The organism is Aeromonas sp. (assembly GCF_050633025.1).
Taxonomy (GTDB): Bacteria; Pseudomonadota; Gammaproteobacteria; order Enterobacterales; family Aeromonadaceae; genus Aeromonas.
Genome location: NZ_JBODRQ010000015.1, coordinates 1 through 14,121, shown reverse-complemented (window position 1 = coordinate 14,121; position 14,121 = coordinate 1). Strand labels below are relative to the sequence as shown.

At 65.8% G+C, this 14,121-nt stretch carries 9 protein-coding genes; 4 read left to right on the top strand and 5 right to left on the bottom strand.

What is annotated here, in order from left to right; genetic code table 11:
* Nucleotides 1-17 precede the first annotated feature (17 nt).
* The 3 genes from amoA to amoH all read left to right on the top strand — a co-directional run bounded on the left by amoA (nt 18) and on the right by amoH (nt 8,707).
* The gene (amoA, locus tag ACRAUW_RS03810) at nt 18-767 is read left to right on the top strand and encodes an amonabactin biosynthesis protein AmoA (protein WP_431361226.1); all 750 of its coding nucleotides are present in this window, start codon (nt 18-20) and stop codon (nt 765-767) included.
* 135 nt (nt 768-902) lie between these two features.
* Nucleotides 903-7,166, top strand: a complete 6,264-nt coding sequence (gene amoG / locus ACRAUW_RS03805; protein ID WP_431361225.1) for an amonabactin biosynthesis non-ribosomal peptide synthetase AmoG — start codon at nt 903-905, stop codon at nt 7,164-7,166.
* Complete coding sequence (gene amoH / locus ACRAUW_RS03800; RefSeq protein ID WP_431361224.1) at nt 7,163-8,707, top strand: amonabactin biosynthesis glycine adenylation protein AmoH; 1,545 nt, start codon at nt 7,163-7,165, stop codon at nt 8,705-8,707. Before amoG ends, amoH begins: the two co-directional genes overlap by 4 nt.
* 67 nt (nt 8,708-8,774) lie before the next feature.
* On the opposite strand, the gene ACRAUW_RS03795 is transcribed toward amoH, so the two are convergent.
* A complete protein-coding gene (locus ACRAUW_RS03795; protein ID WP_431361223.1) occupies nt 8,775-9,719 on the bottom strand; it encodes an amonabactin ABC transporter substrate-binding protein in 945 nt (314 codons plus the stop codon).
* Nucleotides 9,720-9,875: 156 nt separating this feature from the next.
* Here ACRAUW_RS03795 and amoD point away from each other — a divergent pair, with 156 nt between their 5' ends.
* Nucleotides 9,876-10,646, top strand: a complete 771-nt coding sequence (amoD, locus tag ACRAUW_RS03790) for an amonabactin biosynthesis phosphopantetheinyl transferase AmoD (RefSeq protein WP_431361248.1) — start codon at nt 9,876-9,878, stop codon at nt 10,644-10,646.
* A gap of 38 nt (nt 10,647-10,684) precedes the next feature.
* On the opposite strand, the gene ACRAUW_RS03785 is transcribed toward amoD, so the two are convergent.
* The 4 genes from ACRAUW_RS03785 to ACRAUW_RS03770 all read right to left on the bottom strand — a co-directional run.
* Nucleotides 10,685-11,488, bottom strand: a complete 804-nt coding sequence (locus tag ACRAUW_RS03785; RefSeq protein WP_431361222.1) for an amonabactin ABC transporter ATP-binding protein — start codon at nt 11,486-11,488, stop codon at nt 10,685-10,687.
* 43 nt (nt 11,489-11,531) lie between these two features.
* The gene (locus tag ACRAUW_RS03780) at nt 11,532-12,599 is read right to left on the bottom strand and encodes an amonabactin ABC transporter permease subunit 1 (RefSeq protein WP_431361221.1); all 1,068 of its coding nucleotides are present in this window, start codon (nt 12,597-12,599) and stop codon (nt 11,532-11,534) included.
* Between the two features lie 13 nt (nt 12,600-12,612).
* Nucleotides 12,613-13,629 (bottom strand): amonabactin ABC transporter permease subunit 2, encoded by a 1,017-nt coding sequence (locus tag ACRAUW_RS03775; protein WP_431361220.1) that lies wholly within the window; start codon nt 13,627-13,629, stop codon nt 12,613-12,615.
* A gap of 68 nt (nt 13,630-13,697) precedes the next feature.
* Nucleotides 13,698-14,121: TonB-dependent receptor domain-containing protein (locus ACRAUW_RS03770; protein WP_431361219.1), on the bottom strand; the 424-nt coding region annotated here is incomplete at its 5' end.

Genomic DNA, 14,121 nt, shown 5'->3' with positions numbered 1-14,121 from the left:
GCAAGGAGCAACAATAAATGGCCTTTGATTTCACTGGCAAGCGGGTCTGGGTGACCGGGGCCGGGCGCGGCATCGGCCGCGAGGTGGCGACGCAGTTCGTGGCGGCCGGCGCCTGTGTGGTGGGGCTGGATCTGGCGTTTCCCGAAGCCGACTACCCCTATGTCACCCGGCTGCTCGATATCGGCGAATCGAAGGAGGTCAACGCCTGCTGCGCAGCGCTGCTGGCGGACGGCGGGCTCGATGTGCTGGTGAACGGGGCTGGAGTGCTGCGCCTCGGCCCCACCGACGCCTTGAGCGATGATGATTGGCACGACTGCATGACGGTCAACGCCAGCGGCGTCTTCTATCTGCTGCGGGCCCTGGTGCCTCACTTCAAGGAGCAGCGTCGCGGCGCCATCGTCACCATCGGCTCCAACGCCGCCCATGTGCCGCGCATGCAGATGGCGGCCTACTGCGCCTCCAAGGCGGCGGTCACCAGCCTGACCCAGACGGTGGGGCTGGAGCTGGCCCCCTTCGGCGTGCGCGCCAACCTGGTGTCGCCGGGCTCGACGGATACCCCCATGCTGCGCGCCATGCTGCCAAGCGAGGAGGCCATGGCTCGTACCATTGCCGGGCTGCCGGAGCAGTTCAAGCTCGGCATCCCCCTGCGCAAGGTAGCTACCCCGGCGGAGATCGCCCATACCGTCCTCTTCCTGGCCTCGGATCTGGCCAGCCACATCACGCTGCAGGATCTGGTCGTCGACGGCGGCGCCACCCTGAGTGCCTGAGGCTTGAGAAACAGATGAACAATATGATTTTGCTGTTGAAACAGTTGGATGGTCAGTGCGTGAAGCTCGCCCTGAATGAGAGGGGGCAGGACGGTTTTTCTTCCCATCGAGCCACGCCGGCTGTCTGAGGTACAGATGAACAATATGATTTTGCTGTTGAAACAGCTGGAGCGGCAGGGGGTCAAGCTGGCGCTGAACGACAAGGGCCAGCTTATCTCCCAGTCGAGCAAGGAGGCGGTGACGCCGGCCATTGGGGCCCTCATCAAGGCCCACAAGGATGAGCTGATGCGCTGCCTGGCGGCCCGTGCCGCCTTTGAGGCCCCTATCGTCGCCGAGGGCGCCCGGCAGGGGCCGCTCTCCTCGTCCCAGAGCGGACTCTGGTTTATCGAGCAGTACGAGGAGGCCTCCCACCTCTACAACATGCCGGTCTATTTTCGCGTCAAGGGAGAGCTGGACACGGCGGCGCTGGAGTTTGCCTTCGACCACCTGTTTGCCCGCCACCCCAGCATGCGCACCCGCTTCATCAAGGACGAGGCGGGCAGGGGGGCGCAGGAGATCCTGCCCCACACGCCCTTCAAGCTGCAGATTGAGGACGTGAGCGCAGAACACGCAGCCGAGCGCGAGGCCTATGTGGCCAGACGGGTGCGGGAAGAGATAGGCCGTCCCTTCTCCCTGACCCGGGGGGATCTCAGCCGGGTGCACCTTATCCGCCTGGGCAACTGCGAGCACGTGCTGCTGATCACCCAGCACCACATCATCTCCGACGGCTGGTCGGTCAAGAACATGTTCGCGGATCTCAAGCGTGCCTTTCTTGCCCACCAGAACCGCGAGCCCCTGCAGGTGAGCGAGCTGCCGCTCACCTATATCGACTATGCCTGCTGGTTCAACTCGGACCGTTTCCTCGATTATCACGCCGAGTTCAAACCATTCTGGGTCGACCGGCTCGGTGGCAGCCCCGAGGTGCACGGTCTGCCGCTCGACAAGCCGCGCCCGGCCCATCAGGACAGCGGCGGCGAGCTGGTCTTCTCCACCATCGACAACGAGCTTTGGGAGAGCTTCAAGCGCCTCTGTCAGCGCCACAGCACCTCCAACTTCATCGGTCTGCACGCCCTGTTTGCCCTGCTGATGGTGCGCCAGAGCGGAGAGAAGGAGGTGGTGATCGGCACCCCGCTCGCCTATCGCGAGCGCCACGAGATCGAGTCGCTGGTGGGCTTTTTCGTCAATACGCTGGTGCTGCGCACTCAACTCAGCGGCAAGCCGAGCTTTGTCGACTATCTGCAGCAGTGCCGGGAGGAGGATCTGGCGGCTTTCGATCACCAGCTCTACCGCTTCGAGGCGCTGGCGGAGGCCATCGGCGCCGATCGCACCACTGCCATCAACCCCATCTTCCAGATCATGCTGGTCTATCAGGCCAAGGTGGACTTCAACGATCTCATCCCCGGCTGCCAGCTGGTGGAGGAGACCTCGCCTGTGCTGCCGGCCAAGACCGACATCTCGGTCAAGGTGACCGAGTTGATGGACTCCGTCAGGGTGGACTGGCTGTTTGCCACCGCCCTGTTCGAGCGAGAGACCATTCAGGCTTATGCCGATCGCCTGCTGCATCTGATGCGTGCCGTGGTGGCTGCCCCCGAGACCAACATCTGGCAACTGCCGCTGGAGGCGGGCACCGACCACGCCGCGCTGGCCGCACAGCTTGCCGATTTGCCGCCGGACTACCCGAGCCGCGACACCCTGCTCTGTCATATCGAGCGGCGGGCTACGCAGTTGCCGGACGCGCTGGCGGTCAGCGACGGTTCACAATCGTTGACCTATGGCGAGCTGGAGGCACGAGCCAATCGGTTGGCCCACTGGCTGCAGGCGCAGGGCGTGACCCCGGGCGCCGCCATCGGCATCCAGGCCAGGCGCGATGTCGCCTTCGTCATCGCCCTGTTCGCCTGCTGGAAGGTGGGGGCGGCCTATGTACCCCTCGACCCTGCTTATCCCGCCGAGCGGCTGGCCCATATCTTAGGCGATGCAGCCATCAGCCTGGTGCTGGGCGGCGTGCCGGACCCGCGGCTTGGCGAGGCGCTGGTGGGCACGGATGCCGCGTATCACGACCTGCACCAGCTGGCGCTGGATGATATGCCGATCAGCGTCCCCGCTGTTTCCCGCGATGCAGCCATGCTGGCCCAGATCATCTACACCTCCGGCAGCACCGGCCTGCCCAAGGGGGTCATGGTGGAGCAGGGCAGCCTGGTCAATCTGATGGCGGATCACGGTGATCGCATCGCCCTTGATCAGAATGGCGCCATGTTCAACTGCATGTCCCTCTCGTTCGATGCGGGCAACATGACCAGCTTGCTGCCGCTCTACTGCGGTGCGGCCCTGCACTTTGGCGAGCCGGGCGAGGGGGCCATCACGGCCGCGATCAACTGTGGCGCCAGCCATATGATCCTGCCCACCGCCCTGCTGGCGAACCTGTTGCCGCCGGCGGATCTCGGTTCCCTGCGTGCCATCGGTGTTGGCGGCGAAGCCTGCCCGAGTAGCCTGGTGGAACGCTGGGGGGGGCGGGTTGCGCTCTACAACATGTATGGCCCGACCGAGTGCACCGTCACCGCGCTCTGCGCGCGGCTCGTGCCGGGTCAGCCCATCACCATAGGCCAGCCTATCAGCAATTTAAAAGCGCTGGTCCTGGACGAAGGGGGCAACCTCTGCCCCGTGGGGGTGCCCGGTGAGCTCTGCTTGGCGGGGCTGGGGCTTGCCCGCGGCTACCTCAATCTGCCGGAGCGCACCCAGGAGGCCTTTATCGAGCTGGCGCTGGCGGAACGTACCCATCGCCTCTATCGCACCGGCGATCGGGCCCTGCTGCGCCGCGATGGCAACATCCAGTATCTGGGCCGGATTGATGAGCAGATCAAGCTGCGGGGCTATCGCATCGAGCCCGGCGAGATAGAGACCCAGGTCGCCGCGCTGTGCCCGGCCATGCGCCAGATCAAGGTGGTGGTGCAAGACCGCCGCTTGCTGGCGTATGCCTGTTTGCATGCGGGGGCGCGCGAGCCGGACGGCGAGGCCCTGCTGCAACAGGCGGGCGAATGCCTGCCCGAATACATGGTGCCGGTGCGGCTCTGTTGGCTCACCGAGATGCCGCTTACCCCAAATGGCAAGCTGGACCTGCGTCGCCTGCCAGCCATTGACTGGCAACAGAGCAAGGGCGAGCCACAAAGCGAGCTGGAGCAAACCGTGCTCGCCATCTGGCAGGGGGTGCTCAAGCAGCCGCTTGGGGTGGAGGATGACTTCTTCCGTCTGGGGGGGGATTCCATCCTCAGCATCCAGCTCACCACAAGGCTGCGGGATGCGGGGCTGCACTGCAGCGTCAAGGACGTGTTCGAGGCCAAAACCGTGCGCCGCCTCTGCCGCCAGCTCGGCCAGCAGCAGGCGATCAGCCACAGGAGCGAGCAGGGCAGCCTGTCCGGCGAGTTCCCGCTCCATCCCATCCAGCACTGGTTCTTCGAGCAGGGCTTTGCCAAGCCCGGTCACTGGAATCAGGGGGTGATCCTGCGCCTGCCGGCCGGGGTGGACGATGAGGCCCTGCGCGGCTGGCTGGATACCCTGCGCCAGCACCACGATGCCCTGCGTTTGGCGGTGACTCCGACCGGTCAGCGCTACCTGGCCGAACTGCCATTGCCGCCGCTGCCGACCCTGGATGCCGGCAGCCTTGATGAGGCCGAACTGCAGGCCCGCCTGACCGAGTTGCAGGGAGATTTCGACCCTGCCAGCGGCCACACCCTGGCCTGGGCCCGCCTGCGCAATCTCTCCCTCGAGGGGGCGCGCGGGGGCGAGACGGTGGAGGGGCTCTTCCTCGCCTTCCATCACCTGGTGATCGATGCGGTCTCCTGGCGTATTTTGGCCGAGGATCTGGCTCGGGGGAGCAGGGGCGAGCCGCTGCCCGCCAAGGGCAGCAGCTATCGCCAGTGGGGCGAGGGGCTCGCGGCCTACGCCAAACGGGAAGAGGATCAGCTTGGCTTCTGGCTGGCTCAGGGAGAGGCCAGCAAGCCAGGCTTGTTGGAGGCGCGACGCGCCGCCAATGGCCGCGCCGCCGCCAGCCTGCTGCAACTGAGTCAGGAGACCACGGCTCGTCTCATCGACACCGCCAACCAGGCCTACTTCACTCAGGTGCCCGACCTGCTGCTGGCGGCACTGACTCGCACCCTGAGCGAGCAAGGTTATGGCAGCCGTCACTGCGTGATGCTGGAAGGACACGGCCGTGAGGCCATCGATGCGGAACTGGACGTGAGTCGTACCCTCGGCTGGTTCACCAGCACCTACCCGCTGGCGTTGGCGGACGCCAAGGAGTGGGATGCGCTGGTGTGCGCCACCAAGGAGCAGCTGCGCGCCGTGCCGGACAAGGGGGTGGGCTTCAACGCCCTGCGGCTGCACCACTCTCGTGGGTCTGAGCAGCTCCAGGCCCTCATCGTCTTCAACTATCTGGGGGTCAGCCATCAGGGCGAGGCCGATCAACCCTGGCAACCCCTGCCGATGGCGCCGGGGGCACCCACGTCCCCTGACAACTTGCCGCGCGAGCTGGTCAGCCTGCACGGTGGCGTGTTTGATGGCCGCCTCACCTTGCGCCAGGTCGGCGCCCTCAACCAGCAGGCGAGCGACGCCCTGATGGCGCGGCTGGCGGACAACCTGACGGCGCTGGTGGAGCACTGCTGCGCGGTGAAGGCCCCGCGCCATACCCCGAGCGACTTCCCGGGGCTTGGCCTCTCGCAAGCCGCGCTCGATGGGGTGCTGAGCGGGCGCGAGGTGGAGACCCTGCTGCCCATGACCTCCTTGCAGCAGAGCATGTTCCATCATCGGGCACTGCTGCCCCGGGATCACGCCTATCACCTGCAGACCGAGTTTGACTATCACCAGCCGCTTGACGTGGCGGTCTACCGTCAGGCCTGGCAGGGGCAGATCGCCCGCTGGCCGGCCCTTCGCAGCGAGCTGGTGCTGGCGGACGGGGTGGCGCTGCAGCGCATCCTCAAGCGCGCCGAGTTGCCATTCCGCTATGAGGATTTGTCTGAAGTGGGAAATGCAGAGGCACGGGTCCAGGCCTATCGCGAGCAGGATCTGGCCCGCCCGATCCCGCTCGAGCAGGCGCCCCTGCTGCGCCTTGCCTGTTTCAAATTGGCCCCCGATCACCACAAGGTGATCTTCAGCGCCCATCACGGCGTGCTGGATGGCTGGAGTGGTCCCGTGTTGCTGGGTTCCTTGCATCGCGCCTATCAGGCGCTGATGAACGGCCTGCTACCCCAGCGCGATCCGGATACCGCCTGGCTTGAATTTGGCCGCCATATCGCCAGCCAAGCCCGCAACGCCGACGCCTACTGGCAGGGGCGAGGCGATCTCTTGGCCAAGCCCAACGATCTCGCCTGCCTGTTCGGGGTGACGCTGGACGCGGGCTCAAGCGGGCGCCATACCCAGCAGCGACCGACGGTGTGCGCCACGGTGTTGTCGGGCGATGTGGTTCCCCTGCTTGCGCACCAAGCCCGCGACCTCGGCGTGACGGTGGGCCTGTTGGCCCAATATGCCTGGCACCGTCTGCTGGCACGCCGCTCTGGCGATGCCGTCACCCTGGTGGGCAACGTGACTCCAGGCCGGGATTACCCCATCGAGGGGATCACCGCGAGCGTCGGGTTCTACATCAACAGCCTGCCACTGGCGCTGGCGTGGTGCACCGAGCTGACCCTGGCCGAGCATATCGCCCAGTTGCAGACCGACCTGATGGCGCTCAATGAGCACGGCACCCAGTCGCTGGCGGCACTGACCAAAGGCCGGGCTCGTCTGTTCCAGAGCCTGTTCGTGTTCGAGAACTACCCCATGCCGGCGGCCCCTGCCGCCCCCGAACCTCACCAGCTGGTGCCGCGCTTTGGCACTGTGGTGGAGAAGGTGGAGCTGCCTCTGTCGCTCGTGGTCAGCAGCCGGGGCGAGACGCTCCAGCTGCGCCTCGAGTTCGACGGCGAGCAGATCCCCGAGGCCCGGGCCGAGGCGGTGCTGGCTGACTGGCTGGCCGAGCTCGGCTGGCTGTCGCAGGCGGATCTGGGCCAACCGGCCAGAGTGGCGGCGGCCGCGCCGTTCCCAGTGAGGGCGCAAGTGGCCGCCACCAGGGCTGAATCCGGTCTGGCTCAGCCACCGGCCGAGGCCCGCATGCTGGTGGCCCTGTGGGAGCGCCAGTGTGGCCTACCCGGCATCTGGCAGCAGACCCTGTGTGAACTCGGGGTGGATTCGGTGCAGCAGCTCGCCCTGCTGGCGGCCCTCAACGAGGCGTTTGGCCAGGAGCGGGCGCCACTTACCCTGCAGACCCTCAAGGCCCATCCATCCCCCAGCCGGCTCTATCGACACTGGCTGGTGCGCCAAACGGAGGCCGCGCTATGACAGCGACCATCAAGCATGAGGCTTTGCTCGTGCAAACCCGGCCCGCCCCCCGTGAGGGGGCGGCCAACATGGGGGCGCGGCTGGCGGCATGTCTGGCCGCCACTCCGCTGGCCCCCGCCATCGGTATGGGCGGGGAGGGCATCAGTGAGGGCGGATCAGATGAGCAGTGGCTTAGCTATGGCGCGCTTAGTGATCGGGTGGCCCAGATTGCCGTTCGCCTGCAGGGGCTGGCGGTGGGTGAGCGGGTCGGCCTCTATCTCTCCCGCAGCCCCGATCTGGTGGCCAGCCTGCTGGCCTGCCTGCGGCTCGGCCTCACCTTCGTGCCCCTTGAGTCGGACTTTCCGGTGCAGCGGCTGCAGGGGATCGCCCGTCAGGCGCGCCTGTCGGCGGTGATCTGCGACGGCGACAGGCCGGTTCCCGCCTTCGGCTGTCCGCTGCGCACCCTCGATGGAGCGTTAGTGGCAGGGCCCGTTTCCTGGCCCCAGGTGGATGACGCCCTGGCTGCCTACATGATGTTCACCTCGGGCTCCACCGGTGAGCCCAAGGGGGTGGTCATCAGCCGGCGGGCCCTGCTCTGCTTCCTCGACGGGATCCGCGAGCGGCTCGGGCTCTCACCGAGCTGCCACTGGCTCTTTATCACCACCCCGGCCTTCGACATTTCCCTGCTGGAGATGTTGGGGCCGCTCTGGGGCGGTGGCCGGCTGACGGTGGCCGGCGGCGAGCACAACAAGGATCCGCTGGGGATGCTGGCTCTGCTCGAGGCAGACCCCTCCATCAACTGGCTGCAGGCCACCCCGGCCTGCTGGCGCATGCTGCTTAAGGCTGGCTGGCAGGGGAGCAATACCCTCACCGCCCTGTGCGGCGGCGAGGCGCTGGACCCAGGTCTGGCCGAGCAGCTCTGTGCCCGCACCCAGCGGCTGTGGAACTGCTACGGGCCGACCGAGGCCACCGTCTGGTCGCTGGTGAGCGAGGTGAGCTGGCCACAGATTGATAGCCAGATCACCATCAGCCACAGCCTGCCCGGCTATCGGCACTGGGTGCTGGATGAGGCGGGGCAGCCGGTGGCAGAGGGGGAGTGCGGTGAGCTCTGCATCGAGAGCTCTGCCCTGTGCGAGGGGTACTGGCGCAAGCCGGCCTTGACCCGCGCCGCCTTCCTGCGTCTTGCCACCCATCGCCTCTATCGCACCGGTGATCGGGTGCGCCGGCTGGGGACGGACCGTTTCCTCTATCTGGGGCGGCGCGACGATCAGGTCAAGCTGCGCGGTTTTCGCATCGAGCTCGGCGAGGTGGAGGCGGGGCTGCGCCGCCAGGCCGGGGTGCAGGAGGCGGCGGTGCGTCTGGTGGGCGAGGGGGACGAGGCCATGCTGGTGGGCTACGTGGAGGCGAAAAGCGGGGTGACCCTCAATCGCCTCGCCCTGCGCAAGGGGCTGCAGGCGACGCTGCCGCACTACATGGTGCCGGCGCGGCTCATCCTGCTGGATGCCCTGCCCAAGACCGGCAGCGGCAAGCTGGACAGAAAGGCGCTGCCATTGCCGGAGTAAGTGCCGCGCAGCAGATAAAAAGAAGCTCGCAAATGCGGGCTTCTTTGTGGGCGTTGATCACGCGGACTTACTGGGTGATGGGGGCCGCATCGGGTTTAGCCAGCAGATGCTCGACGTCGTCGATCACCTTAAGGGCCGCCTGAGGACCGCCGGTGGAGGTCCACAGGGAGCCGTCCACGGCGCCGAAGCGCTTGCTCTTGATGGCGCCAAGCTGCTGGAAGGCCGGGGTCTGTTCGGCCTGCTTCATGGCATCCACCGCATCGCCGCTGGCGCTGAGGGTGCCGATCACCAGCCAGTCGCCGTCCAGCAGGTTGAGGGATTCGAGGCTCAGAGCCTGGGAGTGGGGGGTCTTGTCACCGATCTGGTGAGTCGGCCGGGTCAGCCCCATCTCTTCCACCACGCTGCTGGCGAAGGTGCCGCTGTGCATGTAGCTCGGGCCCTTGGGGTTCCAGCGCACTATGCTCAGGCGCTCGCCCTGATGCTTGGCGAGCTTGCTGCGGGCTTCCTGTAGGCGGGCGTCATACAGGGCGAGGAAGGTCTTGGCTTCGGCGTCCCGGTTCAGCACGTGGGCGCTGCGATTGAAGATCTCCTTCCAGGAGTCACCCCAGTTGCCGGTGACGACGGTGGGGGCGATCTCCTTGAGCAGGGCCAGCAGCTCGGGCTTGGTCTGGCCGGTGAGGATGAGATCGGGTTCCAGATCGATCAGCTTCTCCAAGTTGGGGTTGTCCAGATCGCCGACCACGGCGATCTCCTTGCCCGCCTGTTGCAGCAGGTAGCGGGGCAGAGTGGACTGGCCACGGCCATTGACGGTGCCGACCGGTTGCAGCCCCAGGGTCAGGGCGCTGTCCAGATCGATTTCGCTCAGTACCACCACCCGCTTGGGCTGGGCCGGTACGACCTGGGTCTTGCCGTTGGCATCGGTCACCTGACGGGGCTCGCTGCCGGCCTGTGCCTGGAAGCCGACCAGGCTGGCCAGCATCAGCACGGTAGCCAGGGGAGAGGAGATCTTCATCGTTACATCCTTCTTGGTGAAATCAGTGGAACACTGGGTCCCAAACGGGCGAACTCATGCTACCACAAATTCAAATGATAAGAATTGTCATTTGCGTTTATGGTGTAGGGAGGGGACGGTTTGCTACTATGCTGGCTCACCAACCAAGGGCTCTTCGTGATGTTGATTGCCACTGCACCAGCCTGCTCACTGGATCGTTTTATCGTGCAGGCTGACAGCCTGCCGCTGCCCGGCGCGGCGCATCTGGCGCTGCAACGGGTCTGCTTTGACCCCGCCGCCTTCACCTCTGCCTGCTACGACGCGGCCGGCATGGTGCTGCCCGCCAGCTTGCAGCGCGCGGCCCCCAAGCGGCTGGGGGAGTTTCTGGCGGGCCGTCTTGCGGCCCGCGAAGCCCTGCGCCCCTTCAACCTCGCGGAGCACCCCGTGGCCATCGGCACAGCCCGTGAACCCTGCTGGCCTGCGGGGTTTGAGGGCAGCATCAGCCACAGCCTGTTGCAGGGGCGCGGCATGGCCCTGTGCGCGGTGCGTCCGGGTCAGGCGGGGATGGGACTGGATCTGGAGGGCTGGCTGACAGAAGGGCAGACGAGCGAGCTCTGGCCCGGCATTGCAAGCGGGGAGGAGTGGGGGCGGCTGGCGGCCGCTGCCCCTGCCGTTGGCCTGAGCAGGGCGGAGGCGCTCACCTTGATTTTTTCGGCCAAGGAGAGCCTGTTCAAGGCGCTCTACCCCAGGGTGGGGCGCTATTTTGACTTTCTCGATGCCCGCTGGCTGGCCATGACGGAGCAGACCCTCACCCTTGAACTCGTGGATTCGCTGACCCCGACATTGCCCGCCGGTTGGCGCTGCACGCTCTACTGGCAGCCAATGTACTGGCAGACATGGCACTGGCAAACACGGCCGGGCGGGGTGCTCACCAGCCTGCTGCTGTGAATGGCGGCGCGCCGAGACACCAGCATAAAAAATGGGGCTCAGGCCGGTTGGCGCATGGCAAAGGCGTGCGGCCTGCGGCGTGGCACTATGATGGGGGCACTGTCACCGGGGGCGTGCAGTATGTCCACGTCGGTTTGGTAGAGGCGGTCGATAAGAGACTTGGTCACCACCTCGCGGGCCGGCCCCATGGCCTGGATGCCGCCATCTCCCAGCGCGATCAGCTCGTCGCAGTAGCGGGCGGCGGTGGCGAGATCGTGGATGACGATGAGCACCGTCTTGCCCTCGTCGGTGATCTGGTGGATGGCCTCCATCACCTCGGTCTGGTGGCCGATGTCGAGGGCGCTGGTGGGTTCATCCAGCAGAATGATGTCCGCATCCTGGGCCAGCACCATGGCGAGCCACACCCGCTGTGCCTGGCCGCCGGAGAGAGAGCTGGCGCTCTGCTGCAGAATGTCGCCCAGCTGCATCCGCTCGCAGGCCCCGCGCACCATGCGCGCATCCTCCTCGCTCCACTGATTGAACCAGCCCTGATGGGGATGGCGGCCGTACTGCACCAGCTGCTCGACCTGGATGCCGGCGGGCACCAGCGGGCGCTGGGGCAGGTAGGCGAGCTCGCGGGCCAGCACCTTCTTGCCGTAGCTGGCCAGCGGCTTGCCCTTGAGCAGGATCTCGCCGGCTTGCTGCTGCTCCTGGCCTGCCAGCAGTTTGAGCAGGGTGGACTTGCCGCCGCCGTTGGGGCCGACGATCCCCACCAGCTTGCCCTGGGGAATGGTGAAGGAGATGTCATTGAAGACGGGCTTGTGCTGATAGCCAAATTGCAGGTGATTGATGGTGAGCATCATCAGGCGTCCCTCGGTCTGTCTTGAAAATGGATGAATGGCATCGTCAGTCGGCCTTCTGGCGGTCTTTGAGCAGGATGAACAGCAGCAGCAGGCCGCCGAGAATACGGGTCATGATCCCGGTAGCCACCTCGTGGGGGCTGGCCAGCACCCGTACCAGGGTGTCGCTGGCCAGCAACAGCAGGGCGCCGCACAGGGCAGCAATCCATAGTGGCACGATGCGATCCCGGCTGAGCCAGGAGGCGAGCACCGGAGCCGCCATGGCGATGAACACCACTGGGCCGCCGATGGCGGTGCCGAGCGCTGCAACAACGATGGCCTGGGCCAGCACGCCGAGCTGCACTCTGTTCACGTTCACCCCCAGGCTCTGGGCGGTGACGGGGCCGAGGCGCAGCACGCCGAGGGCGCGAGAGAGATAGACAACCCAGGGGCAGACCAGCAGGATCAGGATCCCCACCGGCAGCACAGTGCTGTATCCCTGGCCGACGAAGTTGCCCATGTTCCACAGGTAGAGGCTGGTGAGGTGCACCAGCGACTGGGTGGACATCACAAACTGGCCAATGGCGTTCATCAGCTCGGAGACGCCGATGCCGATCACCACGAACAGGTAGCCCTGCTCCCCCGGCTTATTGCACAGGGCATAGAGCACGGCGGCAGCAAACAGGGCGCCAAGTGGTGCGGCCCACCAGGGCCAGCTGCCCAGGGTCAGGTAGAGGGAGAAGACGATGATGGCGAGCGATGCCCCCTCGTTGACCCCGATCATGTCCGGGGTGGCGAGGCGGTTGCGAATGAGGGTCTGCACCAGGCAGCCGGAGAGGCCCATGGCCGCTCCTGCCACCAGCACGGCGATGATGCGCGGCAGCCGGATCTTGAAGACGGTCACTTCGCTGAGCCGGTTGCCCTCGCCAAGCAGGGTCTGGATCACCCCCAGCATGGTGAGTTTGCCGGAGCCCAGGGTCAGCGCCAGCAGGGAGAGCAGCACCAGGGCAACCAAGAGCCCTAGCGTGATGAGCCAGGCGCGGCGGTGCAGCAACAGGGTGCGGCTGCCAACACGCAGGCAGACGGTGCCGGTGGGAAGCGCTGTGGTGAGGGAGGGATTGATTGGATTGTTCATGAGGCAGGCAACCTTATTTGACAGCCAGCAGGGCGCGGAAGCCGCCACTGCGTACCACCAGGATGAGCACGGGGGCACCGATCAGCGCCAGGATCACCCCGTTGGGAAGCTCGAACGGCTGGATCAGCCAGCGCGCCAGGATGTCGGCACCAAGCAGAAAGAGCACCCCGAACAGAGCGGAGAAGCGTACCTGGATGGCGAGGCGCACCGGCTCCACCAGACGGGCGCAGTAGGCGGCGAGAAAACCGACGAAGCCGATAGGGCCAGCGATGGCGATGGCGCAGGCGGTAAACAGGGTAGCAGCCATGAGTACGCCGATGCGCACCCGGGTCGGCCGGATGCCGAGCGCCAGCGCTTGGCTATCACCCATCTGCATCAGGGTGAGTTGGCGGCAGAGCGCCAGGGTTAGCAGCAGGCCGAGCAGGGCAAATGGCATCACGGTGAACACCGCATCGAGATCCGAGGCGGCCAGCGATCCTAAGTTCCAGAAGCGGAACTGCTCCAGCACCACCTGGTTGGAGAGCAGCAGGAAGTTGGAGAGGCCGCCGAAGGTGGCGGAGAGGGCGACCCCTACCAGGATGAGCTTGAGGGGGTTGGATCGCCCCACCATCAAGCCGAGGCCGAGCACGATGAGATTGCCGAGCAGAGCCCCCATGCCTGACCAGAGCAGGTAACCGTAGGCGGATTCAACGCCAAAATAGGTGAGGCCGATCACCAGGGCGAACACGGCGCCAGCGTTGACCCCGAGCAGGCCGGGTTCGGCCAGCGGATTGCGGGTGGCACTTTGCAGCATGGAGGCCGCCAGCGCCAGGGAGACGCCCACCACCAGGGCACACAGGGTGCGGGGCAGACGCAGGGTGTGAACTATCATGGCGAGCTTTTCATCGGCCATGAGGGCGGGGTCGCCCAGCAGAAATCCGGCGACCTCGCGGCCACCATAGACACCGGCGCCGGTGGCCAGTGAGAGAGAGATGAGCAGGAACAGGAGAACCACTCCCAGCCAAAACAGGTGTGTTTGGTGTCTGTGCACCCGGCAACTCCTTCACGTAGAGGCAAAAATAAAAAAGGAGCCCCGTTGCCAGGGCTCCTGCAAACAGTTTACAGCTTGTATTCCAGACCAGCGTAGACGGTACGCCCTTCCAGGATCAGGTCAGCATAGGTGGCAACCTGGTCACGCTTGGTGTTGGTCAGGTTGTTGAGGCCGGTTTTCACGTCCAGTTGGGGCATGGCGTTCCAGACAAAGCCCAGATCGAAGGTATGGTACCCTTCGCTCCGCTCATAGGTGGTGCCCGTCTTGCGTGGTACCGGGATGATCTGGCTACCCACGTAGTTCCAGCCGACACGGGTGCTCAGGGTATCCAGGGTCTGCCACTCCAGCTTGGCGTTGAACAGATGTTCAGGGGTCTTGTAGAGATCCAGACCCGTGGTCATGTCCTTGCCATCCAGAATAGTGCCGTTGGCGGAGAGATTAAGGTCGTTGGTGATGTCGACCCAGCCATTGAGCTCGACGCCACGAATGCGC